23 protein-coding genes are annotated in these 26,555 nt (G+C 66.6%); 9 read left to right on the top strand and 14 right to left on the bottom strand.

Going from position 1 to position 26,555, the window contains the following annotated elements:
- Positions 1–25 precede the first annotated feature (25 nt).
- The 5 genes from BW990_RS07110 to iolD all read right to left on the bottom strand — a co-directional run bounded on the left by BW990_RS07110 (position 26) and on the right by iolD (position 5,821).
- Positions 26–1,051, bottom strand: coding sequence for a carbon-nitrogen hydrolase family protein (locus tag BW990_RS07110; protein ID WP_076446469.1), 1,026 nt, complete (start codon positions 1,049–1,051; stop codon positions 26–28).
- A 116-nt stretch (positions 1,052–1,167) separates the two neighbouring features.
- Entirely contained in the window at positions 1,168–2,001 is an 834-nt protein-coding gene (locus BW990_RS07105) for a class II fructose-bisphosphate aldolase (protein WP_076446467.1), read from the bottom strand.
- Between the two features lie 91 nt (positions 2,002–2,092).
- Positions 2,093–2,953 carry a 5-deoxy-glucuronate isomerase gene (locus BW990_RS07100; RefSeq protein WP_076446464.1) on the bottom strand — a complete coding sequence of 287 codons (861 nt, stop codon included), beginning with the start codon at positions 2,951–2,953 and terminating at the stop codon, positions 2,093–2,095.
- A 4-nt stretch (positions 2,954–2,957) separates the two neighbouring features.
- Positions 2,958–3,956, bottom strand: coding sequence for a 5-dehydro-2-deoxygluconokinase (gene iolC, locus BW990_RS07095; RefSeq protein WP_076446462.1), 999 nt, complete (start codon positions 3,954–3,956; stop codon positions 2,958–2,960).
- Positions 3,956–5,821, bottom strand: a complete 1,866-nt coding sequence (gene iolD / locus BW990_RS07090; protein WP_076446460.1) for a 3D-(3,5/4)-trihydroxycyclohexane-1,2-dione acylhydrolase (decyclizing) — start codon at positions 5,819–5,821, stop codon at positions 3,956–3,958. Before iolD ends, iolC begins: the two co-directional genes overlap by 1 nt.
- A gap of 122 nt (positions 5,822–5,943) precedes the next feature.
- Between iolD and BW990_RS07085 the strand changes: the two genes are divergently transcribed.
- The 3 genes from BW990_RS07085 to BW990_RS07075 are packed head-to-tail and all read left to right on the top strand — an operon-like array spanning position 5,944 to position 9,107.
- On the top strand, positions 5,944–7,047 hold the full coding sequence (locus BW990_RS07085) for a Gfo/Idh/MocA family protein (RefSeq protein ID WP_083950503.1): 1,104 nt from the start codon (positions 5,944–5,946) through the stop codon (positions 7,045–7,047).
- 14 nt (positions 7,048–7,061) lie between these two features.
- The gene (locus BW990_RS07080; protein ID WP_076446456.1) at positions 7,062–7,958 is read left to right on the top strand and encodes a TIM barrel protein; all 897 of its coding nucleotides are present in this window, start codon (positions 7,062–7,064) and stop codon (positions 7,956–7,958) included.
- A gap of 15 nt (positions 7,959–7,973) precedes the next feature.
- Positions 7,974–9,107, top strand: coding sequence for a Gfo/Idh/MocA family protein (locus BW990_RS07075; protein WP_076446454.1), 1,134 nt, complete (start codon positions 7,974–7,976; stop codon positions 9,105–9,107).
- Here BW990_RS07075 and BW990_RS07070 read toward each other — a convergent pair whose 3' ends face one another.
- The gene (locus tag BW990_RS07070; protein ID WP_076446452.1) at positions 9,108–10,109 is read right to left on the bottom strand and encodes a LacI family DNA-binding transcriptional regulator; all 1,002 of its coding nucleotides are present in this window, start codon (positions 10,107–10,109) and stop codon (positions 9,108–9,110) included.
- 156 nt (positions 10,110–10,265) lie between these two features.
- On the opposite strand from BW990_RS07070, the gene BW990_RS07065 reads away from it, so the two are divergent.
- From BW990_RS07065 to BW990_RS07045, 5 genes are all read left to right on the top strand, one after another.
- Positions 10,266–11,192: a sugar ABC transporter substrate-binding protein gene (locus BW990_RS07065; RefSeq protein WP_076446450.1), complete on the top strand. Its 927-nt coding sequence runs from the start codon at positions 10,266–10,268 to the stop codon at positions 11,190–11,192.
- Between the two features lie 61 nt (positions 11,193–11,253).
- Positions 11,254–12,366 (top strand): ABC transporter permease, encoded by a 1,113-nt coding sequence (locus BW990_RS07060; RefSeq protein ID WP_076446448.1) that lies wholly within the window; start codon positions 11,254–11,256, stop codon positions 12,364–12,366.
- 1 nt (position 12,367) lies between these two features.
- The gene (locus BW990_RS07055; RefSeq protein ID WP_076446446.1) at positions 12,368–13,162 is read left to right on the top strand and encodes an ATP-binding cassette domain-containing protein; all 795 of its coding nucleotides are present in this window, start codon (positions 12,368–12,370) and stop codon (positions 13,160–13,162) included.
- Positions 13,159–13,968, top strand: a complete 810-nt coding sequence (iolB, locus tag BW990_RS07050) for a 5-deoxy-glucuronate isomerase (RefSeq protein ID WP_076446445.1) — start codon at positions 13,159–13,161, stop codon at positions 13,966–13,968. The genes BW990_RS07055 and iolB overlap by 4 nt, the downstream gene beginning before the upstream one ends.
- A 48-nt stretch (positions 13,969–14,016) precedes the next feature.
- Positions 14,017–15,198, top strand: a complete 1,182-nt coding sequence (locus BW990_RS07045) for a phytanoyl-CoA dioxygenase family protein (RefSeq protein WP_076446443.1) — start codon at positions 14,017–14,019, stop codon at positions 15,196–15,198.
- 22 nt (positions 15,199–15,220) lie between these two features.
- On the opposite strand, the gene BW990_RS07040 is transcribed toward BW990_RS07045, so the two are convergent.
- The 7 genes from BW990_RS07040 to BW990_RS07010 all read right to left on the bottom strand — a co-directional run bounded on the left by BW990_RS07040 (position 15,221) and on the right by BW990_RS07010 (position 23,235).
- Positions 15,221–15,919 carry a fumarylacetoacetate hydrolase family protein gene (locus BW990_RS07040; protein ID WP_076446441.1) on the bottom strand — a complete coding sequence of 233 codons (699 nt, stop codon included), beginning with the start codon at positions 15,917–15,919 and terminating at the stop codon, positions 15,221–15,223.
- Between the two features lie 197 nt (positions 15,920–16,116).
- Positions 16,117–16,866 (bottom strand): maleate cis-trans isomerase family protein, encoded by a 750-nt coding sequence (locus BW990_RS07035; RefSeq protein ID WP_076446439.1) that lies wholly within the window; start codon positions 16,864–16,866, stop codon positions 16,117–16,119.
- Positions 16,863–18,086: an FAD-dependent oxidoreductase gene (locus tag BW990_RS07030; RefSeq protein WP_076446437.1), complete on the bottom strand. Its 1,224-nt coding sequence runs from the start codon at positions 18,084–18,086 to the stop codon at positions 16,863–16,865. Before BW990_RS07030 ends, BW990_RS07035 begins: the two co-directional genes overlap by 4 nt.
- Positions 18,083–20,371, bottom strand: a complete 2,289-nt coding sequence (locus tag BW990_RS07025) for a xanthine dehydrogenase family protein molybdopterin-binding subunit (RefSeq protein ID WP_076446435.1) — start codon at positions 20,369–20,371, stop codon at positions 18,083–18,085. The genes BW990_RS07030 and BW990_RS07025 overlap by 4 nt, the downstream gene beginning before the upstream one ends.
- A gap of 2 nt (positions 20,372–20,373) precedes the next feature.
- Positions 20,374–21,690: a TRAP transporter large permease gene (locus BW990_RS07020; protein ID WP_076447091.1), complete on the bottom strand. Its 1,317-nt coding sequence runs from the start codon at positions 21,688–21,690 to the stop codon at positions 20,374–20,376.
- A gap of 12 nt (positions 21,691–21,702) precedes the next feature.
- Positions 21,703–22,209, bottom strand: a complete 507-nt coding sequence (locus tag BW990_RS07015; RefSeq protein WP_076446433.1) for a TRAP transporter small permease — start codon at positions 22,207–22,209, stop codon at positions 21,703–21,705.
- A gap of 27 nt (positions 22,210–22,236) precedes the next feature.
- Positions 22,237–23,235: a type 2 periplasmic-binding domain-containing protein gene (locus BW990_RS07010; RefSeq protein WP_076446431.1), complete on the bottom strand. Its 999-nt coding sequence runs from the start codon at positions 23,233–23,235 to the stop codon at positions 22,237–22,239.
- Between the two features lie 837 nt (positions 23,236–24,072).
- Between BW990_RS07010 and BW990_RS07005 the strand changes: the two genes are divergently transcribed.
- Complete coding sequence (locus tag BW990_RS07005; RefSeq protein ID WP_076446429.1) at positions 24,073–24,345, top strand: hypothetical protein; 273 nt, start codon at positions 24,073–24,075, stop codon at positions 24,343–24,345.
- Positions 24,346–24,461: 116 nt separating this feature from the next.
- On the opposite strand, the gene BW990_RS07000 is transcribed toward BW990_RS07005, so the two are convergent.
- Positions 24,462–26,273, bottom strand: coding sequence for a hypothetical protein (locus BW990_RS07000; protein WP_076446427.1), 1,812 nt, complete (start codon positions 26,271–26,273; stop codon positions 24,462–24,464).
- Positions 26,274–26,555: the final 282 nt, after the last annotated feature.

The following is a 26,555-nucleotide window of genomic DNA, read 5'->3' as shown; positions in this document are numbered from 1 at the left end:
CGAGCCCTTCGGCGCTCGAGCGGCGTCAGCCCTCCGCGTCCCCCGCTGGCAAGGACTGCTCCACAGGATCGGTTGCGATCTCGGTGAAGGTCACCGGAACGTGCCGCGTGCGGTCCACGTGCAGGTCGAATACGTCGAAGCGGTTGTACCCGGCCGAGACGTCGTGGAAGCGCTTCGGCTCGATCCCCAAGCCGAGGTCGATCTCGGCATAGCCGATGCCTTCCTCGGTCATCTCGTCGCCGATGGGCTTGCCAGTGGGATCGACGAAGAAACTGGGCGCGGTCGGGCAGGCCTCGAGCATCGCCGCGACTTCGGGCGCGCCGTCCGCGATGATCGACTTGGCCTCCGCATCAAGGAGCCCCGCCGCCACCAGCCCGAAGACCTTGGCCTCGAAGGAATGCGCCGCAGCGCGGATCATGTTGGCGCCGCGATTGTCGTAATTCGCGCCATCCTCGGGCGGACGGGTGGGCCAGACCGGCGGGTAGCTGCTGATATGGACCTGCTCGGCCTGCGCCATCAGCGCAAAGCGCGCGAGCGGATTGGTATTCTCGCCGCAGATGAGCGCACCGACCCGACCGACCGAGGTCTCGGCCACGCGCAGACCCGCCCCGTCGCCCGGCGCCCAGACGAGCTTTTCGAAGAACGTCGCCACCAGCTTGCGATGATGGACCAACACCGCGCCGGTCTCGTCGATCAGCAGGTTGCTGTTCCAGAGCCCGCCGATGGAGGCCGGGTTCGCCTCGGAAAACCCCAGCGACACGAGGATGCCATGCGCCCGCGCCGCCTGCCGGATCGCCGCGATCTCGGGCCCGTTCGCGCGCACCGAGGCGGCGGCGAAGCGGGCGAAGAGATCATGCGTCTCGATGGGCCGGAAGAGGGCCGCCCAGACCGGAAATCCCGGCAGGAAACTTTCCGGAAAGGCGATCAACCGCGCACTGTTCCGCGCCGCCTCGGCAATGAGCGCGCAGGCTTTTCGGGACGTGGCCGCGGGGTCGAGATAGACCGGGGCGGCATGGGCGACCGCGGCCCTGAAGCTGTGCGTTGCGAACATCGACCTGCTCTCCGTAATGCGACCCGCGGCAGGCTCGTCCCGCCCGCGCGCCTGTCAGGAAAGGCCAGCGGCGCGGGCTTGTCCAGCATCCCCGCCCCGAAAATGCGCCTTGCGGTTCAGCGTGCCGGTGCCAGCGCCCGCAGGACGGTCTGCGCGGCCCGTTGCAACGGGGCTTCGATCTCGGACAGGATCTGCACGCGGTCGAACCGCTCCGGATCGGCGGCCAGCGCAGCGCGCAGCGCGGTACCGAAGGCCATGCGCAGCTCCGTGCCGATGTTGAACTTGGCGATCTTGGAGCTCCGCGCGAGTGCCGCGCGCTGCGCCACCGGCACGCCGGAGCCGCCATGGATAACGAGGGGCAGATCGGTCACCGCCTCGATGGCGCGGATGCGGTCCTCGTCGAGACCGCCCTCGTGGTTCTGCTGCAGATGCACGTTGCCGACCGAGATCGCCATCGCATCGACGCCCGTCTCGCTGGCAAAGCGCGCGGCCTCCTCGGGGTCGGTGCCCTGGCTGCCCTCGCCCGCGGCATAGCCCACAAAGCCGATCTCGCCCTCGCAGGAAATGCCCGCGGCATGCGCCATCTCGGCGATGCGCGCGGTCTCGTCGATGTTCTGCGACAGCGGCAGGCGCGAGCCGTCATACATCAGCGAGGTGAAGCCCGCATCGAGCGCCTCGCGGCATTCTTCAAGGGTGTAGCCGTGGTCGAGATGGGCCACGACCGGGACCGAAACGCTCTCGGCCAGCTTGCGGAACATCGCGCCCAACACCGGCAGCGGCGTGTGCTTGCGGCAGGACGGTCCGGCCTGCAGGATCACCGGCAGGCCCTCGGCCTCGGCGGCGCGCGCATAGGCGCGCATATCCTCCCAGCCGAGGCAGACGAGCCCGCCCACCGCGTAGCCGCCCGTCATCGCCGGTTGCAGAACGTCCTTGAGGGTTGCGAGTGTCATGTCGTCTCGGGTTTCTGCGGCCCCCGGCCGCGGATGGGAGTGAAGCGTCCGCCCGGGGGGCGGGGCGGGGCGTGCGCTCAGATCGGGCCGGTCATTTGAACTTTGCCACCATGTCCATGATGCCCGGGATCGTGTGCAGCTGTTCGGCATGGGTGGGCTGGAAATACTGCTTCAGGCTGCGCTGGCTGAGCCCGCCCAGGATGGTGAAATAATACATCTCGTAGCCCGGCAGCACGCAGCAGGGGTGATAGCCCTTGTCGATCAGCATCGTGGAGCCGTCGACGATGTGATAGGCATCGCCCGGCTCGTTATCCGCGCGCTGCAGCATCTGCAGACCCGAGCCATAACTCGGGCGGAAGCGGAAATTGTAGGTCTCGTCGTGGCGGGTCTCCAGCATCTCGCCGCCGGAGCTCTCGCGCCGGTCGGTGTCGTGCTTGTGGCTCGGAAAGCCCGACCAGCCGCCCTGCCCCACTGTATAAAGCTCGGACACCAGAAGCCGCCCCACGCGGTCGTGCTGGTTCGCGCCGAGGATGTGCTTGATCTTGCGATGGGTCTTGGTGTCGTCCGAGCCGTATTGCACGAGGTCGATCTCGTCCGCGCGCACGGCGAAGGGTTCGAGCACCTCGTCGAACCTGGCACCCGCGACGAAGACCTCGGCGGTGTCGGAGAGACAGGTGAACTCGGCCTCGGCCCCGGTCGGCACATAGACGCCCTCGGGCTCGCCGTCCCAGACATCGACGCCGCGCCCGCCCAGATCGCTGACCGAGAAGCCGCCCACGGTGACCGCGATGAGACCCGTCGCGGGCACGATGCAGGTCTCGTAGCCCGGCACGTCATAGGCGAAGCTTTGGCCCTTCTTAAGTTTGACGATGTTGAAGTAATTGAGCGGCACATGCGCGTCGCCCACATCGACGATGGGTGCGTTCTGGTTGTCAAAGGGGGGGATATGCATGGGATCAGACCTCCGTCGGGCCGGGATGATCGGCGAGAAACGCCGCGAGTTGATCGCTGTCGGGCATGGCGGGCGCGCAGCCGGGTTTCGAGACGACGATGGCCGCGCAGGCCGAGCCGCGCAGGATCGCGTCACGCAGATCGCGCCCCTCGCCGAGGCTTGCGAGCAGCCCCGCCATGAAGCTGTCGCCCGCGCCCACGGGTTTCAGCGCCTCGACCGGGAAGATGCCGGTGCGGATCTCCGCGCCCTCGGCGAAGGTGATCGCGCCGCCCGCACCCATCTTGTAGACCACGATCGCGGCGCCTTCGGCGGCGAGCGCGCGGGCCTTGGCGAGGCCCTGCCCGGGCGCGCCCGCCATGAAGTCGAATTCCTCGTCGTTGCCGATGATCACGTCCGAGGCGGCGCCCGCGCGGCTCAGCACCTCGGCGGCAACCTCCGGGGACGGCCAGCTATAGGGGCGGTAGTCGATATCGAAGATGACCGGCAGACCTTCGGCCGCGGCGCGGGCGAACCCCGCGAAGGTCGCGGCGCGCGACGGCTCGGCGGCAAGGCAGGTGCCGGTCGCGACCATCGCGCCAAAGGGCGTAAGATCGAGCGCGGCGATATCCGCCTCGGTCATCTGGAAATCCGCGGCCCCGTTGCGGTAGATCACGTTCTGAAAGCCCTCGTTGCGGCTTTCATAGATCGCGAGCGAGGTGCGGAATTCGCCGCGCACGGCGCTCACGTAGCGCGTCTCGACCCCGTAACGTTTGAGCTGGTTCAGGCAGAAGCGTCCCACCGCATCGTCCGAGACGGACGTCACGAGCGCGGCTTTTGCGCCCAGTTTACAGAGCCCCGCGGCGATATTCGCGGACGACCCGCCGAGGCCCGAATGGAATTCCTCGGCCTCCTCGGACGAGGTCCCCGGCGGATGGGCGAAAAGGTCCATGCCCGCCCGGCCCAGGATCACGAAGGCGCGATTTTCGATCCCGGCGCGCACAGCGTCCGGCGAGAGCCCGGCCATCAGACGCCCCGCCTCTGCTTGGCGCGCTCGGCCTCGATCTCCGCATGTTTGTCCCGGACCGAGGCATGCTCCGAGACATGCGGCGTGCCGACCTCCCACCACGTGTGGCCCTGCGCGGTCCAGCCCTCATAGGCATCGACATTCATCACGATCACGCTGGTCTTGTCGGCGGCCTTGGCGGTCTTGAACGCCTCGGCGAGCTGCTCGGGATTGTCGACATGGACCGCATGCGCGCCCATCGCCGCGGCATGGGCGGCGAAATCCACCGCGAAGGGCTGCGGGATCGTCGGCGCATCGGCGAAGAGGTTGTTGAAGCTTTCGTTCCCGGTGTTGTTCTGCAGCTTGTTGATGACCGCGAAGCCGCCATTGTCGAGCACGAGGACGATCAATTTTTTCCCCGTCAGAACAGAGGAATAGATGTCGGAGTTCATCAAGAGATACGAGCCGTCGCCGCAGAAGACGATGGTGTCGGCGTCGGGTTCCACCTCGGATTGCGCGATGCGCGCTCCCCAGCCACCCGCGATCTCGTAGCCCATGCAGGAAAAGCCGAACTCCACGTCGACCGTGCCGATATCGCGCGTGCGCCAATTCGCCGTGACCTCGGCGGGCAGGCCGCCCGCCGCCGCCACGACGCGGTCGCGCGGATCGCAGAGCGCGTTCACGACGCCGATGGCCTGGGCGTAGGAATTGGGCCGGTTGCCGGATTTGGTGTTCTCGGCGACGTAGGCATCCCATTTCCGCCGCTCATCCTGCGCGAAGCCGGTCCATGTCTCGGGTGCGGTGTAGCCCGCCATGCCCTCGGCCAGCGCAGCCAGTCCCAGCTTGGCATCGCCCACGACCGGCAGCGACATATGCTTGCCCGCATCGTGGCGCGCGGCGTTGAGCGACACGATCCGCGCCTCCTTGGCGAAGGCCGTCCAGGAGCCGGTGGTGAAATCCTGCAGGCGGCAGCCGACCGAGAGGATCACGTCCGCGGCCTCGGCCACGGCATTGGCGCTGTCCGATCCGGTGACGCCCACGGGGCCGATATTGAGCGGATGCTCGGCGGTGAGGTTCGCCCGCCCCGCGATGGTTTCGATCACCGGGATCTGGTGCGTCTCGGCGAAGGCCATGAGCTCGGCCACCGCGCCGGAATATTGCACCCCTCCGCCCGCGATGATGATCGGACGTTGGGCGGCCCTAAGCGCCGCCACTGCATCGGCCACCTCGTCCGCATCGGGCGTCACGCGGCGGATCCGGTGGGTGCGCGCCTCGAAGAAGGACAGCGGGTAGTCGTAGGCCCAGCCCTGCACGTCCTGCGGCAGGCCGAGGAAGGCCGGGCCGCAATCGGCCGGGTCCAGCATGGTGGCGATGGCCGCGGGCAGCGACTGGATGACCTGCGCAGGATGGGTGATCCGGTCCCAGTAGCGGGTGACGGCGCGGAAGGCGTCGTTCACCCCGAGCGTCGGGTTGTTGAAATGCTCGAGCTGCTGCAGCACCGGGTCGGGCAGCCGGGTTAGGAAGGTATCGCCGCAGAGCATCAGCATCGGCAGGCGGTTGGCATGGGCGAGCGCCGAGGCGGTCAGCAGGTTCGCCGTGCCCGGCCCCGCCGAGGCGGTGCAGAACATGAAGCGCCGGCGCAGGTGGTACTTGGCGTAAGCCGCGGCGGCGAAGCCCATGCTCTGTTCGTTCTGGCCGCGATAAAGGGGCAGCGTGTCGCGGTGATCGTAGAGCGCCTCACCCAGACAGGTGACGTTGCCGTGGCCGAAGATGCCGAAGCCGCCGCCGCACAGGCGCTGGCGCGCACCGTCGATCTCGATGAATTGCGCGTTCAGATAGCGAATGATCGCCTGAGCGGTGGTCAGGCGGATGGTGTCGCCGATCATGATGTCCCTCCCTGACATGCCGATTTCAGCCCCGCGATGCGCGATCGCGCTTGACCGGATCAGTGATTTATAGATACGCGTATTGCAACCGGTTGCAAACCGTTTTTCGAGGGAGGAGCGCCATGACCGAGATTGGCATCGGGATCATCGGCGGCGGCTATATGGGCAAGGCCCATGCGGTGGCCCATGCCGCCGTGGGGGCCGTGTTCGACACCGCCCTGCGCCCCCGCCTCGAGATGGTCGCGGCCTCTTCGCCCGCCTCGGCGGCGCGCTATGCCAAGTCCTTCGGCTTCGCGCGCGCGGCCGATAGCTGGCAGGCGCTGGTCGCGGATCCGCGCGTGGACGCGGTCGTCATCGCCTCGCCGCCCGAAACCCATCTCGAGATCACCCGCGCCGCCGTCGCGGCAGGCAAGCCCGTCTTCTGCGAAAAGCCGCTCGGGGCCTCCATCGCCGACGGCGAGGCCATGGTCGCGGCGGTCGACGGCGCGGGCATCGTCAACATGATCGGCTTCAACTACATCCGCACGCCCGCCTCGCAATTCGCGCGACGGCTCATCGCCGAGGGCACCATCGGCGAGATCACCTGGTTCCGGGGCGAGCATGTGGAGGATTTCTACGCCGATCCGGCCCTGCCCGCGACATGGCGCGCCACGGGCGACGCGAACGGCGCTTTGGGCGACCTCGCGCCGCACATGATCAACGCGGCCCTCGCGCTTGCCGGTCCGATCCGCACCGTCATGGCCGAGATCGAGACCGTGCATCCGACGCGCGGCGGCGACCCGGTCGGGAACGACGACCAGGCGCAGATGATGTGCCGGTTCGAGAACGGCGCGATGGGGCACATGTTCTTCAGCCGCGTCGCAACGGGCCGCAAGATGGGCTACATCTACGAGATCAACGGCACGAAGGGCGCGATCCGCTTCAACCAGGAAGACCAGAATTCGCTCTGGCTTTACGAGGCGTCCGGCCCCGAGGCCACGCGCGGTTTCCGCCAGATCCTGACCGGCCCCGCGCATCCCGATTACCTGCCCTTCTGCCAGGGGCCGGGCCACGGCACCGGCTATCAGGACCAGATCATCATCGAGGCCCGCGACTTCCTGCAGGCCATCCACGAAGGCCGGTCGCTGTGGCCCGCCTTCCGTGATGGCCTTGCCGTCTCCCGCGTGGCCGAGGCCGCCCGGCGCTCGCAGGCCGAGGGCCGCTGGCAATCCGCTCAACCGCACTGAAAGGACGCTCAGCCATGAGCATCAGAATAGGCAATGCCCCCTGCTCCTGGGGCGTCGAATTCGCGAACGATCCGCGCAACCCCGCATGGCGCGACGTGCTCAGCGACTGCGCAGCGGCGGGGTACAAGGGGATCGAGCTGGGCCCGGTGGGCTTCATGCCCGAGGATCCCGCGATCCTGGCCGATGCGCTTTCCGAGCATGACCTGACGCTGATTGGCGGCGTCGTGTTCCGCGCCTTCCACGACCCCGCGCTCTGGGACGATGTGCGGGACGCCGCGTTGCGGACCTGCCGCGCGCTCAAGGCGCACGGGGCCGAGCATCTGGTGCTGATCGATTCGATCTCGCCGCGTCGCGCCCCGACCGCGGGCCGGGCCGAGGCCGCCCTACAGATGGACCCCGCCGAATGGGCCGCCTTCCGCGACCGCATCGCCCAGGTGGCGCGGATGGGAACGGAAGAGTTCGGCCTGACGGTCGGCATCCATGCCCATGCGGCGGGTTTCATGGATTTCGAGCCGGAGCTCGAGCGGCTTCTGGACGAGGTCGACGAGAGCATCCTCAAGATCTGTTTCGACACCGGCCACCATTCCTATGCGGGCTTTGACCCCGTGGCCTTCATGGAGCGGCATATCGGACGGATTTCCTATATGCATTTCAAGGATATCGACCCCGATGTTAAAGCGGACGTGATCGCCAAGGGCACCGGCTTCTACGAGGCCTGCGGCCAGGGCATCTTCTGCAATCTGGGCGATGGCGACGTCGACTTCCCCCGCGTGCGTGAGATCCTCCTCGAGCACGGCTTCGAGGGCTGGTGCACGGTCGAGCAGGATTGCGACCCGACCCTGCCCGATACCGATCCCCTGCGCGATGCGAAGATCAACGCCGCTTACCTGCGCTCCATCGGCTTCGACTGAGAAAGGACCCGTGCCATGACGAAATTGAGATGGGGCATGATCGGCGGCGGCGAAGGCAGCCAGATCGGCCCGGCGCATCGCCTCGGCGCGCAGGCCGATGGCAATTTCTCGTTTGAAGCCGCGGCGTTGGACGTCGATCCTGAGAAGGGCCGCGCCTATGCGCAATCCCTCGGCATCGCCCCCGACCGGGCCTACGGCAACTGGCAGGAGATGCTGGCGGGCGAGAAGGATCGCCCCGACCGGATCGACCTCGTGACCGTCGCCACACCCAATGCCACGCATTTCGAGATCACCAAGGCGTTCCTAGACGCAGGCTTTCATGTGCTCTGCGAAAAGCCCATGACCATGACCGTGGAGGAAGGCGAAGAGATCGTCCGGCTGGCCGAATCCACGGGGCGGATCTGCGCGGTCAATTACTGCTACAGCGCCTATCCGATGGTCCGTCAGATGCGCGCCATGGTCGCCAAGGGCGAGATCGGCGCGGTGCGCTGCGTCGTGGCGAATTTCAGTCACGGGCACCACGCGGCGGGCGACGACGACGCCAATCCGCGCGTGCGCTGGCGCTACGACCCGGCGCAGGCCGGCGTGTCGGGGCAGATGGCCGATTGCGGCATCCACGCACTGCACCTGGCAAGCTTCATCCTCGGCGACGAGGTGCGCAGCCTGTCGGCGGATTTCGCCTCCACCGTCTCGGCACGCGTGCTCGAAGACGATGCCATGGTGAATTTCCGCACCGAGAAGGGCACCGTCGGGCGGCTCTGGACCTCGACCATCGCGCTCGGGCGGATGCACGGGCTCGACATCCAGGTCTTCGGCGAGACCGGCGGGCTTCGCTGGGCCTCGGAGCAGCCGAACCAGGCATATTACCAGCGCCTCGGCGGCCGTGTGGAGATCATGGAAAAGGCCGAGTCCGGGCTGCACACGGATGCCGCGCGGCTCTGCCGGGTGGCGATTGCCCATCCCGAAGGCTTCCCGCTCGCCGTGGCCAATATCTATGTCGACCTCGCCGCGCGCATCCGCGGCGAGGCGCGGGACGGCTTGCCCTCGGCAGCGGACGGTTTGCGGTCCATGGCGGCGGTCCATGCAGCGGTGGACTCGGCGCGGCACGAGGGGGCCTGGGTCGATGCCCGCCCGCCGATGTTCCGCTGATCACTCCGGGCGCGGCCGGAGCGTGCCGCGCTCGATCACCTCGCAGGCGAAGAGCCGTGCTTCGGGGTGGCGCTGAGGATTGTCGAGCATCGCCACGACCAGCTCGATCGAGCTGTCGATGATCTCGCGGATGGGCTGGCGGATCGTGGTCAGGTCGATGAGCTGCCAGCGGGCCATGTCCATGTCGTTGAGCCCGATGATGCCAATGTCGCCCGGCACGTCGATGCCGTTTTCCCGCAACGCACTGAGCGCGCCGATGGACAACACGTCGTCGCCGCAGAAATAGGCCTCGCAGAGCGGGGCGCGCATCAGGCTCAGCATCTCGGCGCGGCCGGCATCGAAGGAATAGGCGCTGGCGAAACTTTCGGAGGCCGAGACGCCCTCGGTCTCGGCGATCACCTCCCAGAAGCCCTTGCGGCGGTCGATGGTGGAGGTGGCCGTGGCCGGGCCGCCCAGAAATCCCAGCCGCTTGTATCCGCGCGCGATCAGCGTCCGCGCCGCCATCCGCCCGCATTCGACGTTGTCGATGCCCACCACATGCACCTTGGGCGCGCTCGCGAAGCGTCCGAAGGAATGCACGACGGGCAGCCCGGCCTGCTGGAAGGCATGGGCGAATTCCGGCGACAGGGTCGAGGAGGCGACGATCACCCCGTCGACGGAATATTGCCGCAACAGGCGGATCGACTGATCGGGATCGGTCGTGTCGGTCAGGTTCACCAGGAGCGGGCGCAGGCCCCGGTTCTGCAGGCTGCGGGTGAAGAGGTCGAAGACCTGCAGGAAGAGCGGGTTGTGGAAGTTGTTCGAGATGAGCCCGATGAGCTTCGTCCGCCCCGTCGTCAGCGACGAGGCGAGCGCGTTCGGGTGATAGCCCAGCTCCCGCGCCGCCCGCTCGACCTTGGCGCGGGTCTTGTCGGAGACCGAGGCCCCCTCGGTGAAGGTCCGCGAGACCGCCGAACGCGAGACGCCGGCGCGCAGGGCCACGTCCTTGAGGGTCACTGGCATCGTCAAAACTCCTTTTTCCGCCCGGCGCGGTGTGCCCGAAGACCTGCCGCGCGACGGAATGCAACCGGTTGCAATAATATTAGACCTGTGCTTTCATCCCTTGCAAGGCCGAGGGAACGGTCTTGCAGGACTGCAAAGTCTATTTTGGGAGGACTCATGAATACATTCGTCAAAACCGCCATTGCGGCGGTGTCTCTGGCTGTCGCCACGCCCGCGCTGGCCGCCGACATCATCGTCGTCAGCCATGGCCAGGCCAGCGACCCGTTCTGGTCGGTCGTCAAGAACGGCGTCGAGAAGGCGGCTGCCGATACCGGGGCCAACGTGGAATACCGCGCGCCCGAGACCTTCGACATGGTGGCGATGAGCCAGCTGATCGACGCCGCGGTGAACCAGGAGCCCGACGGCATCGTCGTCTCGGTGCCCGATGCCGACGCGCTCGGCCCCTCGATCGAACGCGCCGTGGCCGCGGGCATCCCGGTCATCTCGATGAATTCGGGCGGGGCCGCGGCCAAGAGCTTCGGCGCGCTTCTGCATGTGGGCCAGGAAGAATTCGACGCGGGCCGCGCGGCGGGCGAGAAGATGGCCGAGCTTGGCGGCACCAGCGCCATCTGCATCAACCACGAGGTCGGCAACGTCTCGCTCGATGAGCGCTGCGCGGGCTTCGCGGAAGGCTTCGGCGGCACTGTCGAGGTCCTGCCCACCACCAACGATCCGGCGGAAATCGAATCCAAGGTGCAGGCGTCGCTCGATTCGAACCCCGACGTCGACACCGTGATCGCGCTCGGCGCGTCGCTGGCCGGGGAGCCCGCCGTGGCCGCCGTCGCAGCGCTTGGCCGCACCGGCGAGGTCAATGTCGGCTCCTTCGACCTGTCGGCGAATTTCCTGCAAGCGGTTGCGGACGGGAACGCGACCTTCGCCATCGACCAGCAGCAATACCTGCAGGGCTACCTGCCCGTGGTCTTCCTGGCGCTGCATGCCGATTACGGCCTCATTCCGGGCGGCAACGTGCCGTCGGGTCCGAACCTGATCACCGCCGACAAGGCCGCACAGGTGGTGGAGCTCTCCGCCGAGGGCATCCGCTAAGCAAACAGGGTGCCGGGCGGCCCACCCGCCCGGCATCGGCACCGATCCAGGGGAGGGGATTATGGCCGCCGACAGCACAGCCACCACGCAGACGGACGAGCGGATCAAACAGGAATCCCTGTTCACCCGCCTGATGAAACGGCCGGAATTAGGCGCCATCGCGGGCGTCATTCTCGTCACCGTCTTTTTCCTGTTCACCGCCGATCCCGCGATGTTCTCGCTTGCCGGTTTCATGAACTTCATGTCGCCCGCGGCCCAGCTCGGCATCCTCGCCATCGGCGCGGCGCTCTTGATGGTGGGCGGCGAGTTTGACCTGTCGCTGGGCTCCATGGTGGCCTTCGCGGGCCTCTTCTTCGGGGCCTGCGTGGTGACCTTCGGCATCCCGCTTCTCTTCGCCATTCCGCTCACGCTGCTCTTCGCGGCGCTCGTGGGCAATCTCAACGGTCAGATCGTGCTGCGCACGGGCCTGCCCTCCTTCATCGTCACGCTGGCCTTCCTGTTCATCCTGCGCGGCCTGTCGCTGGTGGGTCTGAAATGGGCCACCGACGGCTCCACCCAGCTGCGCGGCGTGCGCGAGGCGGTGGAGGGCGACTGGCTCGCGCCGATCTTCTCGGGCGAGGCCTTCCCGGGGCTCTTCGTCATGCTGGCCGAGGCCGGGCTGATCGACACGTTCAAGAACGGCACGCCCAAGGTGCAGGGCATCCCGGTCGAGATCCTCTGGTTCGTGGTGATCGCGCTGATCGCCAATTACGTGCTGACTCGCACGCCCTACGGCAACTGGATCTTCGCCTCGGGCGGCGACGCCAACGCGGCGTCCAATTCGGGCGTGCCGGTGCGCCGGGTGAAGCTGAGCCTCTTCATGATCACTGCCTGCTGCGCGGCCATGGTGGCCATCATCACGGTGCTCGATTCCGGGTCCACCGATGCCCGCCGCGGCTTCCAGAAGGAATTCGAGGCGATCATCGCGGCGGTGATCGGCGGCTGCCTTCTGACCGGCGGCTACGGTTCGGCCCTGGGCGCGTTCTTCGGCGCGATCATCTTCGGCATGGTGCTGATCGGGCTGACCTACACCGATATCGACCAGGATTGGTATCTCGTCTTCCTGGGCGGCATGCTGCTGATCGCGGTCGTGTTCAACAACCTCATCCGCAAGCGCGTCACGGGGGAGCGGTAAGATGAACTCACGCACGGAACACGCCCCGATCATCCACATGGACAATATCGAGAAGCATTTCGGCAACGTGATCGCGTTGGCCGGGGTGTCCTTCGACGTCTCGCCCGGCGAATGCCATTGCCTTCTGGGCGACAACGGCGCGGGCAAGTCAACCTTCATCAAGACCATGTCCGGGGTGCACAAGCCCACCAAGGGCTCGATCATGTTCGAAGGCCGCGAGATGCATTTCGACAGCCCGCGCGACTCGATGGAGGCGGGCATCGCCACGGTCTATCAGGACCTCGCGATGATCCCGCTCATGTCGGTGACGCGGAATTTCTTCATGGGGCGCGAGCCCACCAAGGGCTCGGGCCCGTTCAAGCGCTTCGACACGGAGACCGCGAACGCGATCACCATGGAGCAGATGAAGAAGATGGGCATCAACCTGCGCGCGCCGGACCAGGCGGTTGGCACCCTTTCGGGCGGCGAGCGTCAGACCGTGGCCATCGCGCGGGCGGTCTATTTCGGCGCCAAGGTGCTGATCCTCGACGAGCCGACCTCGGCGCTCGGTGTGCGGCAGACCTCGAACGTGCTGGCGACCATCGACCGGGTGCGCAAGGACGGGATCGGGGTGGTCTTCATCACCCACAATGTCCGCCACGCCATGGCCGTGGGCGACCGCTTCACCGTTCTCAATCGCGGCAAGACGCTCGGCACCGCGCAGCGCGGGCAGATCACGCCCGACGAGTTGCAGGACCTCATGGCGGGCGGTCAGGAACTGGCCCAGCTCGAAGGCTCGCTCGGCGGGACGGTATGAGCAAGCTGCGCTTCAGGCCCACGGGCCGGCACGGGCATGTCCATGACATCACGCCGGAGCGGGCGGGATGGGGATATGTGGGCTTCGGCCTCTATCATCTCGCCCCGGGGGACCGCGCCTCGGAACAGACCGGCGGGCGCGAGGCCATCCTCGTGTTGGTGGAGGGCCGCGCCCATCTGCGCGCCGCGGGCGAAGAGTTCGGCGAGATGGGCGACCGCCTGTCGGTCTTCGAGAAAACGCCGCCCCATTGCCTTTACGTGCCGGGCGACAGCGACTGGCAGGCCGAGGCCACGACCGATTGCGTCCTCGCGGTCTGCACGGCTCCCGCCACGGCCCCCTACCCTCCGCGCAAGATCGGCCCGGAGGGGATCGCGCTCACGCCGCGCGGCAAGGGGCAGAACACGCGCCACATCAACAACATCGCCATGGAGGATCGCGACGTCGCCTCTTCGCTTCTGGTGACCGAGGTGTTCACGCCCGACGGCAACTGGTCCTCCTATCCGAGCCACCGGCATGACGAGGACGACTTTCCCCGCATGACCTATCTCGAAGAGACCTATTACCACCGGCTGAACCCGGCCCAGGGCTTCGGCATCCAGCGGGTCTATACCGACGACCGCAGCCTCGACGAGACCATCGCGGTGTCCGATGGCGACGTGGTGATCGTCCCACGCGGGCATCATCCCTGCGGCGTGCCCTATGGCTACGAGATGTATTACCTCAACGTGATGGCGGGCCCGCTGCGCAAATGGCGCTTCGAGAACGACCCCGACCATGACTGGATCGCCCGGCGCGACGCGGGCTGAGTCCCGCCCTGCGCCGGCGGGCCCGCCGATCGGACCAAGGAGGCCGGCATGAAGGACGTCCCCCAAGGCCCCGGCGGCTATTACGACGCCGCCAGCTGCACGCTGGCCGATTTCGCCGCGCTGACGGCCCGCAGCGTCGATCCGGCGGAGGTGCCCCACGCGGCGGAAGTGGCGCAGAACATCCCCGTCTACGACATGGTCGCCCGCGCGCCGATGCTGGAGAGACCCGAGACGCGTCGCGCGCTGATGGCCGAATGGGCGCGGATCCTGCATTCGGGCGCGGGCGTCTTCGTGCTGAAAGCGGCCCTGACCGACCAAGCGGCAATCGACACCGCAACCGGGATCTATACCCGCATCATCGCCGAGGAGAAGGCCGCAAGAGGCGGCGGGGCCGACCATTTCGCCGCCGCGGGCAGCAACGACCGGATCTGGAATTCCCTGCAGAAGCTCTGCCTCGCGGCGCCCGCGACCTTCCTGCGCTTTTTCGCAAGCCCCGCCGTCGATGCGGCCTGCGAGGCCTGGCTCGGCCCCTTTTACCAGATGACCGCGCAGATCAACCTCGTTCATCCCGGCGGCGCGGCGCAGCAGGCCCATCGCGACTATCACCTGGGCTTCCAGACCGCCGAGGTTTGCGCCACCTACCCCGCCCATGTGCACGACCTGTCGCCGCTGATGACGCTGCAGGGCGGGATCGCCCATTGCGACATGCCCGTCGAGAGCGGGCCGACGAAGCTTCTGCCCTTCTCGCAGCTCTACAAACCCGGCTATGCGGCTTGGCGGCGCGACGATTTCCGCGCCCATTTCGAGGCGCATCACGTGCAGCTGCCGCTCTCGAAGGGCGACGCGCTGTTCTTCAACCCGGCGCTATTTCATGCGGCCGGAAGCAATCGCAGCGCCGACGTGCACCGCATGGTGAACCTGTTGCAGGTCTCCTCGGCCTTCGGGCGGGCGATGGAAAGCGTGGACCGCGCTGCCATGTGCCGGGCGGTCTTTCCCGCGCTCAAGACCGGCTGGAGCGATGGTACGTTGAGCCGCGCCGGGCTGGCCGCCAGCATCGCCGCCACGGCAGAGGGCTATTCCTTCCCGACCAATCTCGACCGCGATCCGCCCGCGGGCGGGCTCGCCCCCGAGACGCAAGCGGCGCTTCTGACCCGCGCCGTAGAGGAGGGATGGATGCCCGAGGCGCTTGACGCGGCGCTCGCGGCGCAGGCGGCAAAGCGGCGGGCCTGAGCGCGGCCCGAAGGCGCGCCGGTCAGACCACCTCGACGCGCATCTCGCCCAGCCCCGCGATGGCGACCGTCATGACATCGCCCCGCTCAACCGGGCCCACACCGGCGGGCGTGCCCGACAGGATCACGTCGCCCGGCGCCAGTTCGTAATAGCGCGAGAGGTACGCGATCTGCTCGGGCACCTTCCAGATCATCTGGTTCAGATCGCCTTCCTGGCGCAGGACGCCGTTCACATGCAGCGTGATCGCCCCCGCATCGAGATGCCCGGTCGCGGCGGCCGGATGCACCGGCCCCACCGGGGCAGAGGCCTCGAACGCCTTGCCGATTTCCCAGGGGCGGCCGCGCGCCTTCTGCTCGCCCTGCAGGTCCCGCCGCGTCATGTCGAGCGCAATGGCATAGCCGAAGACATGATCCAGCGCCTCGTCGACGGCGATGTCGCGCCCGCCGCCTTTCAGCATCACGGCAAGCTCGGCCTCGTGATGCACGTCCTGCGATTGCGGCGGATAAGGAAAGCGCCCCGTCGGGTCGAGATTGTCCGGGTTCTTCTGGAAGAAGAAGGGCTCCTCGCGATCCGGATCATGGCCCATCTCGATCGCGTGGGCGGCGTAATTGCGCCCGATGCAATAGACCCGGCGCACCGGAAAACACGCCTCCGATCCCGCGACCGGCAGGGCGATGGTCGGCGGACAGGGGATGACGTAGCTCTGCGATGTGTCGGTCATTGGTCGTCCTCGTCGCGGGCGCGCCCGGCCCTTTTATTACGTGCGTTCGGCGCTCGAATGGCGGCGAGTGCCGGGTCCCGGCCATGCGGCGCGTGAACCGCCGCATGCTGAGCAGAGAACGCCCGCCGCGGCAAGACCGCGAAGCCGTGCCGGACCTCGCAAGCGCTAGGGACAAGGCGATCCCCGCCGCCTGCCCGTCAATGTTCCTCGAAGATGCGGCCACGGCCGCGCAGGCGATCCGCGATCCCCGCCGACCGGACCGCCGACCATGCGCTCACGGTATTGATCGACAGCGCCGGTTTACCGAGCAAGCGCTCCGCCTCCGCGCAGACCCCGGCACCCGCAAGGTTGGTGCCGACCTGAACGAGCGCGTCCACGTCGTCGCCATCGAGGTCCTGCAGCGCGCTGCGGATCCGCGCCTCGGGCACTTCGGCGATCTCCCGCGGGCTCGCGCATTGCAGGCCGGTCAGGCGGCGCACCGTGAAGCCGGCCTCCTCCAGCCAGTTCCGCACCTGTTCGTCGCCCTTGGGCATGTGCGGCGTCAGCACCGCGATGGATTTCGCCCCGAAGGCGCGCAGTCCCTCGGCCACCGCGTCCGAGCCCAGGATGACCGGCACGCCCGCATGGGTGGCCAGCTTGGCCTTGAGATCCTCGGAACCTTCAAGCCCGCCCCAGAACGCCTCGAGCGCCACACCCATGATCAGCCGGTCCACGCCCGCACTTATCACCTGATCCGTCGCCGTCTCGATCCCCGCCCGCATCGCCGCGACGTGGTCGAGGAAATTGTCGGTCGAGATCTTCTTGTTGCTGATCGGGATCCGCCCGATGTGATAGGTCACACCCGGCAGGCGCACGGCGTCCGTTTCGGGCTGCACGATGGTATTCGTGGAGGGCACCACGACCCCGATCTTCTGACGATAGCCCAGCGCGTCGGTTCCGGTGCTCATGACGAAATGCTCCCTGTCTGGTCTTTCAGCGAATTCAGCCCGGCGATGAGCGAGGCGTTCATCACCCAGGCAAAATGACGGTCCGGATCGGCGCAGGTGGCGCGCAGCTCGTCCGCAGCCGCCTTCCGCTCCTCGGGGGTCTTGGCCTCGAGGCGCTTCTTGTTCTGGATGGTCTGCGCCTGCACATAGCGGTCGGCGATGCCGCGGCGCTCCACGTCATAGGCATCGAACAGCGCCTCGGCGCGGGACGGGTCCGCCTGTGCCGCGACCAGTTTCCCGGCAAGGTTCACGGCGTCGTGGATGCCCGAATTCATGCCGAGCCCGCCCAGCGGATTGTTCACATGCGCCGCATCACCCGCCAGGAAGACGCGCCCCTTGCGGAAGGACGCCGCGACGCGCTGATTGACCGCGTAGATGTTGCGGTGGGTGATATCGGCGAGCGTCAGCGTGTCGTCGAGCCCCCTGATCTGCGCCAGCACATAGGCGTCCGACACCGCGTCGATGCCGGAGCTGACGCTGGGCGCCGGAAACACGATCCGCCAGAGGCCCGGCGGGCCCTCATGCGGCACCTTGAAAAGCGCGCACCATTGCACCGGGTCGAGCACGTAGTTGCGCACCCGGAAGCCGCGTTCGAAGAAGTCCCGGGGCGTGGTCAGCACGAGGAAGCGTTCCTCGTAGGTGAAGCCCTCGAAGGCGATGCCGAGCGCCTTGCGCGTCAGGCTGCGGCCACCGTCGCAGCCGATCAGGTAATCGACCCGTAGCGTCTCGGCGGTGCTTTCGGGGGTTTCGACATGGACGGTCACGCCGTCCGCGTCCTGCTCGAACCCGGTCACGGCGGTCTTGAGCCGCAGCGTGCCGGGGCGCGTGGCCTCGATGGCCCGGGCATTGGTATCGGCGACCTTGAACTGCTCGCATTGCACGGCGAAGGGGAACGGCGTCTCACCCTCAAGCCGTCCGTAATCGTATTCGGCCAGCACCGCGTCCGAGGCGCGGTCGCGAAACTGGAAGACCGGCGCGGAAAGCCCCTTGGCGATGATCTCGGCGCCGGTGCCGAGCGCGCTCAGCATCTCGAGCGTTGGCGGCTGCAGTGTCGCGGCGCGGGGATCGGCGGGCAGGCTCGCCTCGCGTTCGAAGAGGCTCACCTCGAAGCCCGCGCGGATGAGCGCCAGCGCCATGGTGGTGCCCACCGGCCCCGCCCCGATGACTGCGCAGGATGTCATGGCGTCTCCTTTCGATTGAGCGCGGCCCAGACCCGCGCAGGCGTGGCGGGCATGTCCATCGGCCCCGCACCGGCCGAGGCGAGCGCATTGCAGACCGCGTTCATCACGGCAGGCAGCGCACCCACCGTGCCGCTTTCGCCCGCGCCCTTGGCGCCCAGCGCGTTGGCCCGGGTGGGCGTCGGGCTGTGATGCACCGCGATGAAGGGCAGATCGTCCGCGCGCGGCAGGGCGTAATCCATAAAGGAGCCCGACAGCAGCGCACCCGTTTCGTCATAGGTCAGCGTCTCGTAGAGCGCCTGACCGAGGCCCTGCGCCACGCCGCCATGCACCTGCCCCTCGACCAGAAGCGGGTTGATGACCGTGCCCACATCGTCGGCGACGCAGTAGGACAGGACCTGCACCGCGCCGGTTTCGGGATCGACCTCCACCTCCGCGAGATGGGCGCCGTTGGGTAAGGTGCCGGCATCGGTGGCGACGAACGCCTCGGCCTCGAAACGCGCGCCCTGCGCCGTGCACAGCTCATGAAGCGTGACGACACGGTTGGTGCCCCGGGCCTTGAAGCTGCCATCGGCGAAGGCGATCTCGCCTTCGGGCACGTCGAGATGCCGCGCCGCTTGGGCCGTGGCCTTGGCGATGATCTCGCGCGCGGCCGTCGCCATGGCGTGTCCGGCCGCCCCCATGGTGCGCGACCCGAACGTGCCGACGCCCTTCGGGACGGCATCGGTATCGCCCGCGACGACGGTCACGTCGCCGTCCCAGCCCAGAAGATCATGCAGGACCTGGCGAAAGACGGTTCCGTGCCCCTGCCCCGCATCCCCCGACCCGGTGGCGAGCCTCGCGCCCGATGCGTCGAGTTCGATCCGCGCGAACTCGGGCAGCTGCGCGCCTTTGGGTCCGCCGCCCGCAGGTTCGATGGCCGCCGCAAGGCCGATGCCGCGCAGCATGCCGCGCGCCTGGCTGTCGGCCCGGCGATCCGCAAAGCCCGCCCAGTCGCCCGCCGTGAGCACCGTGTCGAGAGCGGCCTCGAAATCCCCGCTGTCATAGACATAGCCGAGCGGCGTGGCATAGGGCATGGCCGCCGCCGGGATCATGTTGCGCCGGCGCAGCTCCGCCGGGTCGAGGCCCAGCGCTGCGGCGGCCAGATCGACCATCCGCTCCATGATGTAGATGGCCTCTGGCCGCCCGGCCCCGCGATAGGGCGCCATGTGCATCGTGTTGACGAAGACGCCGCGCATGACCGTGTGCAGGACCGGGGTGCGGTAGACGCCGACGATGCCCGGCATGTTCGAGCTCATCGGATGCATCGCCATCTGCCCCAGTTGCGCACCGACCGGCGCATAGCCGTCGACGCCGAGCGCCAGAAAGCGGCCGTCGGCATCGAGGGCGAGCGTCGCGTCCACCGACATCTCGCGCGATTGAGTGTCCGACAGGAAACTGTCGGACCGCGTCGCCTGCCAGCGCACAGGGCGCCCGAGCCGCGCCGCCGCCATCAGCACCAGCACGTCCTCGGGATAAGCGCCGTTGCGCATGCCGAAACTGCCGCCGGTGTGCTCCGCCTCGACGACGATCCGCCCAGGGTCGAGGCCCAGCACATGTGCCACCTCGCCCTTCACGCGGTGCGGCGCCTGCGTGCCGGTCCGCAGGTGCAGCCGCCCGCCATCGAGCGGCGTGGCAAGCGCATTGCGCGGCTCGAGCGCGACGGCGGCGACGCGGCTGATCTCGAGCCGCGCGGTAAGCACATGATCCGCCGAGGCGCAGGCCTCTTCGAAGGCCGCGCGGTCGCCCAGCTCCTGCGTGAAGACGAGGTTCGGGCGATCCGCCCAGACCCGCGGCGCGCCGTCCACTGCAGCGGCGCGCGCATCGGTCACCGCGGGCGCGTCGGCGATATCCAGCAGGATCAACTCGGCGGCATCGAGGGCGGCGTCCCGGCTCTCGGCGACGATCGCCGCCACCGGCTCCCCGGCGAAGCGCACGCGATCCGTGGCCAGCGGCAGGAACGGCGTCGGCGCCACCTCGCAGCCCGCGGGCACGTAACGCAGCGCGAAGGGCTGCAAGCCGTCCTGATCCGCGCCGGTATAGACCGCATGCACGCCCGGGGCCTCCCGCGCCGCGGCGACGTCCAGCGCGCGGATCTCACCGGCGGCATGATCGCTGCGCAGGACATGCAGCCAGAGTGCACCCTCGGCCCGCGCGTCGCCCGCAAAGCGGCCTTCGCCCCGCAGCAGTAGGTCATCGCCGTCCCGCGTCTGCGCCTTGCCGATCCGGGTCCATCCCGCCGCCTGCATGCTCAGAACCTCATCTCGGGCAGCCAGAGCGCCAGCGACGGCACCGCGATCAGCAGCACCAGCAGGATCAGATCGCAGAGCAGATAGGGCACCGCCGCCTTGGCGATGGTCCAATAGGTGGTGCCGCGCGGTGCCACGCCCTGCATCACGAAGAGCAGGAGGCCGAAGGGCGGCGTCGTGCCGCTCATCTCGATGGCGAGCAGCATGACCAGCGCGAACCAGATCGGATCGAAGCCGATGGCCTGCGCGATGGGAAAGAAGATCGGGATGGTCAGCAGCATCATCGAGATCGCGTCGACGAACATGCCCAGCACCAGAAGCACCGCGAACATGATCAGCAGCATGGTGATCGCGTCGAGCTCGAACCCCGTGGCCCAGCGGATCATGCCCGACGTGGCGCCCGAAAAGGCCAGCACCTGCGAGAAGGTCTTCGACGCGATGATGATGAAGAACACCATGACCGAGACGCGCAAGGTGCCTTCCAGCGACTTGACGATCATCGGCACGTTGAGCCGCCCGTAACAGGCCGACAGGAAGAGCACCGACAGCACCCCGAAGGCCGCTGCCTCGGACGGCGTGGTGATGCCCAGCAGGATCAGCCCCACCACCGAGAAGACGACAAGCGACATCGGCAGGATGTAGATGCAGACGAGCCGGATCTTCTCGGATGTGGGCACCGTCTCGACATCGTAGGCGGGCGCCACGCGGTCCCCGCCCCGGCGCAGCTGAACCCAGATCGTGGCGAGGTAGAGCAGCGCCAGAACGAGGCCCGGCACCACGCCCGCCAGCAGCAGGTCCGCGATGCTGATCTGCGCGATCGAGCCCAGCAGCACCGCCAGCGTAGAGGGCGGGATCAGAAGCGCGAGCCCGCCCGAGCCGATGATCGGCCCGATGGACATGTGCCGGTGGTACTTGCGCGCTTCCATCTGCGGCAAGAGCAGGCTGCCCATCATCGCGGTATTGGCCATGTTGGAGCCCGACAGCGCCGCGAAGATGGTGCCGCAAAGCACCGAGATATAGCTGAGCCGCCCCGGCGCCTTGCGCAGCGACTTGTCCAGCGTCTCGATGATCTTGAGCGCGATACCCGAATGGAAGAACAGGTTCCCCATCAGCACAAACATCGGCACGGTGACCAGAACGAAGCTCGAGACCGCTTCGCCGGTATTGGCCGCCAGCTGCTCGATCCCGATCCAGCCGCCCATGAAGATATAGGCGCCGACGAGGTTCGCGATCAGGAACGCGAAGGCCACCGGCACGCACATCGCCATGAGCGTGATGACCATGCCCAGCATGACGATCGCCGCTTCCCACCATTCCATCATGCCCATGGCTCAGAGGTTCCCGGCATCGGCGTCGATGCCGCGATAAAGCGACGTGCCGGTGATCAGGAACCGTGCGAACTGGACGGCGCAGAGTGCAAAACACAGCACGATCGGCGCGTAGAGCAGCCAGCGGGTCAGGAAATTCGCCCGGATATCCGTGACGCCGATGTTCTGGATCATCACCGGCACCGCGACCCAGGCCACCACCAGGCAGGCCGCCGTGCAAAGCACGATCACGATCTTCTCGATCACGCGGTTCACGGCTTCGGGCAGCACCGCGCGGAACGCCTCCATCGAGACATGGCCCTTTTCGCGCAGGAGCCACGGCGTGCCCAGCGCCGCCACGTAGAGCAGCGCGTATTCGGTGATCGCGACCACCCAGTTGATCTGGAACACCCGCAGCGTGCGGGTGGTCACGTCATAGATGATCGCGGCGAAGACGAAGGGCAGGATCGCCGCCGCGATCAGGGCCAAGAGGTTCAACACCCGGTCGAAAAGGGACCAGAAGGTCTGCATGGAGTTCTCCCGGGGCACGGCCCGCGTTCAGCTGGCGTTGGCCTTGTCGACGATGGCGCGGAACGCGTTCGAGGTCTCCTCGCCCAGCGTCTCTTTCAACGTCTCCCAGAAGGTATCCTGGAACGCGCCGGTGATCTGCGCCTCGCCCGCCCCTTCCAGCACCACGTCCTGCACGCCCGCGGCATGGACCGCTTCGGTGTCTTTCTTCTCGAGCTCCTTGGCCGCCTCGTAGGCCAGCATCTCGTGCTTCATGACCATCTCCATGAGGTAGTCACGCTGCGCATCGGTCAGCCCGTCGAGCTTCGCGGCGTTCATGGCGAGGATCGTGTTGCCCTGCCGCCAGGTCGGGAAGATGCGGTATTTCAGGAATTCCTGCCACCCGCCCGAACTGACGCCGATGGTGGTGAAGCCGATGCCTTCGACAAGCCCGCGTTCGAGCGCCGTGTAGATATCGCCCGCCGGGATATCGACCCGCGCGATATCGAGCGCGGAATACATCGGGTCGTAGCTCGACCCGCCGCGGATCTTCATCCCCGAAAGATCAACGGTGCCGTCCTCCATGACCTTGGGCTCGTTGATGGTGTAGAACTGGAACGCGTAGCCCGTGCCCATCGCGCCGAGGAACGCCACGCCGGCCCGCTCGCGCGCGGCCGCGTCGATGGCGTCGTGCAGACCCGCCGCGCGCAGCTTGTCCGCCGGCACCGAGGCCGCATCGAGCGGCGTCAACTCGGGGATCTGGCGCTGATAATAGCCTGCCGGGCCCATATACATGTCGATGATCCCGCGCGAAACCGCGTTCATCTGCTCGTTGCGGGGAATGATCTCCGTACCGCCGCGCAGGTCGATCTGCAGGACGCCCTCGCCGTTGGCGTTCACGTCCTCCACGAATGCGAGATAGCTTTTCATGAGATCGTTGGTGGCCGGCAGCGAATAGACCGCCGAAATCGTGGCCTCTTCGGCGCCTGCGAGGGACGCCGTGACCATGAGCGCCGCGACACCGGCCTGAATTCGAGAGATGACAGACATTTCGAACCTTACCCTCCTGCTGGGTTTCCGGAGCCTGGCCGGAGCGCGAGCCGCATTCGGGAAAGGCGGCGCATGGGCCCCCGAACCGTCCTGCTTCTCCGCCGCGCCATCCTCCTCAGATGGTTGAGCCGGCGCGTCTTCACGCCCCTCAATGTATACCAAAATTCAGATCATCTGCGATTCGCGCAAGGGATTTGCGCCTTTTAGCGTGCAGAATCCCTGGGGTTGCATGCCTTGAGATTCTGGAGACGCCTCACGCTCAGCGGCCATTCCTCGAGACTATCCACCTGTAAATTCGATATTTTCTTCTTCTAAATGCAAATTCTCACGCATGGCGACGATGGATGCGCAGCAAAGCCCCATAGACAGTCGCACAAAATTTCATCACGCTTTGGGATACAAAATTTGCGACTCTCGCGAGATGCAGCCCGGACCGACGCGGCGCCGCCAGCCCTCTTCAAGCGGCAAGGGCCTGCAGCTTCGCGCTCACCTGTCTTGTCCGGCATGAAGTCGCGGGTCTCTCCCCCTCACGCTTGACGGCACCGCTCGCAAATCGGGCTTCCGAACTGCCCAGCGCGTCCGGAACGCTGGCACGGCGCCGCGCATGCCCCGATCCCCCGCCCCTTCGAGAGCCTCATGCGCCAGACGCAACGCGCATATATACGATTGCGCGCAATTCATGCCCTTATCGGACCCGCGCAATCCCGTTCGCACGGCTTCGCGCCACATACCCGGTCATTTAATGTCATTTTCATGAAGAGACACATTCGGATCTTCACTCAAACATTTCACTCTCAATCGATCCTCTACCGGGGACCCGCAATGCAAGGCAGACCCATGAAACATATCTCGCAGAACGCTTTCATCCTGCCGTCCCGCCCAGGGTTTCATTCGTTCTCCGCCAAAAGCGTATTCGACGACATCGATCCTCTGTCCGGCTCCCTCTCTCAGGTTCAGACAAAACTCGAACGCGACCTTGCATTCGAGAGACAGAACGAGACCCAAGCGACCGACGATAATGAGTTTGGGTCCTCGACGCTCGTGACCATTTGCATGGCGGTGACGATCAGCGCCATTATCCAATGCGCTCTCAGCCACCTCTTCGCCTGAAACAAAAATGAAATAGGATCAAAAGGGGGCGCCAATTGGCGTCCCCCTTTTGATTTCGAAACAATCAATTCAAAACAAGGGTGGCCCTGGCCGCCCTTGTTTCGTCGCATCCCGTCTCAGCCCAATCCGAAGAGCGCCAGGAGCGGAAGCAGAAGCACGAAGCCCATGTCGCCCATGCCGCCGCCATCGCCGCCGCCGTCTCCATCCTCGTCCCGATCCCTGTCGTCGTCCTGATCCGCGTCATCGTCGGCCGCCTGGGTGACGGCGCTGCCGGCGCCCATGAGCGCATCGACATCGTCGGCGGTGATTGTGTTCCTGTCATCCGCTGCATCGGCGACCATGGGCTCGGGCAAATCCGCGGCGGGCTCGGGCGCGGGAACCACGTTCTGCGGATCGGCATCCACCTCTTGCATCACCTCGTCGAAGTCCTCGGTCGGCTCGAAGGCGTCGACGACCACGTGCATGATCTCGCCGGGCTTGAGCTCGGCCACCAGCACACCGTCCTGAAAGACCTCCTCGAGCGGGATCTCGGTCAGCACCGCGTCGGAGCTGTTGTCGCCCGGCGATTGCTCCTCGGCGACGCCCAGAACAGTGATCGTGGCCGAGGAAATCGACGTGAACATCGATGACAGGTCGATTTCCTCGACGGCGGTCTCATCGGCGATTGAGGCGATGAAGAAGACCACCTCGCCGTCGCCGTAGAATCCGTGCACATCGGCGTTCTCGCCCTCGGCCTCGGTCTCGCGGCTGGTCTCGTCGAAATCCAGAATGGCCTTGCCGGGAAGGCTCTCGGCCATCATCGAGAACATCTCGCCCGGGGCGGTCAATTCGTCGTAGGTGAAGCCCTCGCACAACGCGTTGGCGGTGTTCTGCAGCAACGGCCAGACCTGCGCCTGGTCGACGCCCATATAGACCATCTCCTCGAGCGTGTTCAGCATCTCGTGCGACTGGTAGAGCCCGTAATCTTCCTCGCGGTCGTAATGGCCGGAATTGCCTGCCTGGTTCCACTCGGTAACGTAGATGTCGATATCCTCGAATTCCTCGCCCCAGGTCTGATCCACCATGTCGAGCTGGAAAGTGCGGTTGGCCGGGTTCACGCTGCCCTTGGAATAGAGATGAGTGACCACGCCGTCGACGGCCTCCTTCGCCTCTTCGGTCTCGAAGGATTGGAGGATCAACTCGTTGGCGACGAGCGTCCAGTTGACCGAGCCCGAGGAGCCGATGATCTCGTCGCCGAAGGACGTGCCGTAATCTTCGTGCAGCGCCGCGACCACCTCTTCGGCGGTGGGATATTCCGCGTAATCGTCGGTCAGCGAGGCATAGTTGTAATTGTAGCCCGACTGCACGATCAGGTCGATCTCCTCGGCCTCGGGATGCGCATCGGCCATCTGCGCCAGCTCGTCGTCGATGATGCGGGTCATCTCGGCGGCCAGACGCCCGTACTCGACCGACGACATCTCGCCCGAGCCCCAGTATTCGTTGCCGATTTCGAAAGCGTCGATCGTGGCATCGCCATAGACACCGCTGACCACGTCATTGACGAAGCCGCGCAGCGCCTCTTCGTCGAGGTCGACGTACCGGTCGCCGTTGGCATCGGTCTCTTCGGACAGGAAATCGCGCGTGGGCAGCACGATGACCACCGACAGCCCCTCCGAAGCTGCGAAGGCCATGAAGTCCGACAGCGCGATGAAGCTGCATTCCTGGCCGCCCTCGTTCACCACGATCTCCGCATCGGGGTCGGTGATGTCGAAGTAGTTCTCGGTCAGCGAGCCGCCGGGATAGCGCAGGGACGTGACCCCCAGATCCTCGACCAGGTCGGCGAACCCGGTCTCTTCGGACAGCTCGTCGCGGGAGGCGAGGATGTTTCCGCCGAAATGCGCCTCGGTGAAGGTGGCATCCAGCGCCTGAGGAACGGCGAGGCTCACCATGACGCCACCAGGGCCAGGCCGGATGCGCGGACTTTGCGGGCGTAGGCAATATAGAGGGTCAGGGCTTTTTGCGTCGACCCGTCGCGAAAGAAGATGGCAGCTTTCATTTTGCGCTCCTGGTGGAATTGCGGCTCCCGATCGAAATCGGGGCAGGAATAATTCCACCGGATTGGCGCGATTTTTGAATATTGTCTGACGTCAGCGCCCACCGGACAGATTTAGGGTTTTTAGCAATGGAGGATTTCTGGTTCATCGAAGCCATCAAGGAGCGAAGATGAACAA

It is taken from the genome of Roseivivax lentus (assembly GCF_900156805.1).
Taxonomy (GTDB): Bacteria; Pseudomonadota; Alphaproteobacteria; order Rhodobacterales; family Rhodobacteraceae; genus Roseivivax; species Roseivivax lentus.
Note: the sequence above shows the minus strand (reverse complement) of the source record. Positions and strands in the feature narration are given on the sequence as shown.

Bases quoted from the DNA above. Each gene is read 5' to 3' on its own strand.
- BW990_RS07110 (WP_076446469.1), bottom strand. From the start codon at position 1,051: ATGTTCGCAACGCACAGCTTCAGGGCCGCGGTCGCCCATGCCGCCCCG.
- BW990_RS07105 (WP_076446467.1), bottom strand. From the start codon at position 2,001: ATGACACTCGCAACCCTCAAGGACGTTCTGCAACCGGCGATGACGGGC.
- BW990_RS07100 (WP_076446464.1), bottom strand. From the start codon at position 2,953: ATGCATATCCCCCCCTTTGACAACCAGAACGCACCCATCGTCGATGTG.
- iolC (WP_076446462.1), bottom strand. From the start codon at position 3,956: ATGGCCGGGCTCTCGCCGGACGCTGTGCGCGCCGGGATCGAAAATCGC.
- iolD (WP_076446460.1), bottom strand. From the start codon at position 5,821: ATGATCGGCGACACCATCCGCCTGACCACCGCTCAGGCGATCATTCGC.
- BW990_RS07085 (WP_083950503.1), top strand. From the start codon at position 5,944: ATGACCGAGATTGGCATCGGGATCATCGGCGGCGGCTATATGGGCAAG.
- BW990_RS07080 (WP_076446456.1), top strand. From the start codon at position 7,062: ATGAGCATCAGAATAGGCAATGCCCCCTGCTCCTGGGGCGTCGAATTC.
- BW990_RS07075 (WP_076446454.1), top strand. From the start codon at position 7,974: ATGACGAAATTGAGATGGGGCATGATCGGCGGCGGCGAAGGCAGCCAG.
- BW990_RS07070 (WP_076446452.1), bottom strand. From the start codon at position 10,109: ATGCCAGTGACCCTCAAGGACGTGGCCCTGCGCGCCGGCGTCTCGCGT.
- BW990_RS07065 (WP_076446450.1), top strand. From the start codon at position 10,266: ATGAATACATTCGTCAAAACCGCCATTGCGGCGGTGTCTCTGGCTGTC.
- BW990_RS07060 (WP_076446448.1), top strand. From the start codon at position 11,254: ATGGCCGCCGACAGCACAGCCACCACGCAGACGGACGAGCGGATCAAA.
- BW990_RS07055 (WP_076446446.1), top strand. From the start codon at position 12,368: ATGAACTCACGCACGGAACACGCCCCGATCATCCACATGGACAATATC.
- iolB (WP_076446445.1), top strand. From the start codon at position 13,159: ATGAGCAAGCTGCGCTTCAGGCCCACGGGCCGGCACGGGCATGTCCAT.
- BW990_RS07045 (WP_076446443.1), top strand. From the start codon at position 14,017: ATGAAGGACGTCCCCCAAGGCCCCGGCGGCTATTACGACGCCGCCAGC.
- BW990_RS07040 (WP_076446441.1), bottom strand. From the start codon at position 15,919: ATGACCGACACATCGCAGAGCTACGTCATCCCCTGTCCGCCGACCATC.
- BW990_RS07035 (WP_076446439.1), bottom strand. From the start codon at position 16,866: ATGAGCACCGGAACCGACGCGCTGGGCTATCGTCAGAAGATCGGGGTC.
- BW990_RS07030 (WP_076446437.1), bottom strand. From the start codon at position 18,086: ATGACATCCTGCGCAGTCATCGGGGCGGGGCCGGTGGGCACCACCATG.
- BW990_RS07025 (WP_076446435.1), bottom strand. From the start codon at position 20,371: ATGCAGGCGGCGGGATGGACCCGGATCGGCAAGGCGCAGACGCGGGAC.
- BW990_RS07020 (WP_076447091.1), bottom strand. From the start codon at position 21,690: ATGGAATGGTGGGAAGCGGCGATCGTCATGCTGGGCATGGTCATCACG.
- BW990_RS07015 (WP_076446433.1), bottom strand. From the start codon at position 22,209: ATGCAGACCTTCTGGTCCCTTTTCGACCGGGTGTTGAACCTCTTGGCC.
- BW990_RS07010 (WP_076446431.1), bottom strand. From the start codon at position 23,235: ATGTCTGTCATCTCTCGAATTCAGGCCGGTGTCGCGGCGCTCATGGTC.
- BW990_RS07005 (WP_076446429.1), top strand. From the start codon at position 24,073: ATGAAACATATCTCGCAGAACGCTTTCATCCTGCCGTCCCGCCCAGGG.
- BW990_RS07000 (WP_076446427.1), bottom strand. From the start codon at position 26,273: ATGGTGAGCCTCGCCGTTCCTCAGGCGCTGGATGCCACCTTCACCGAG.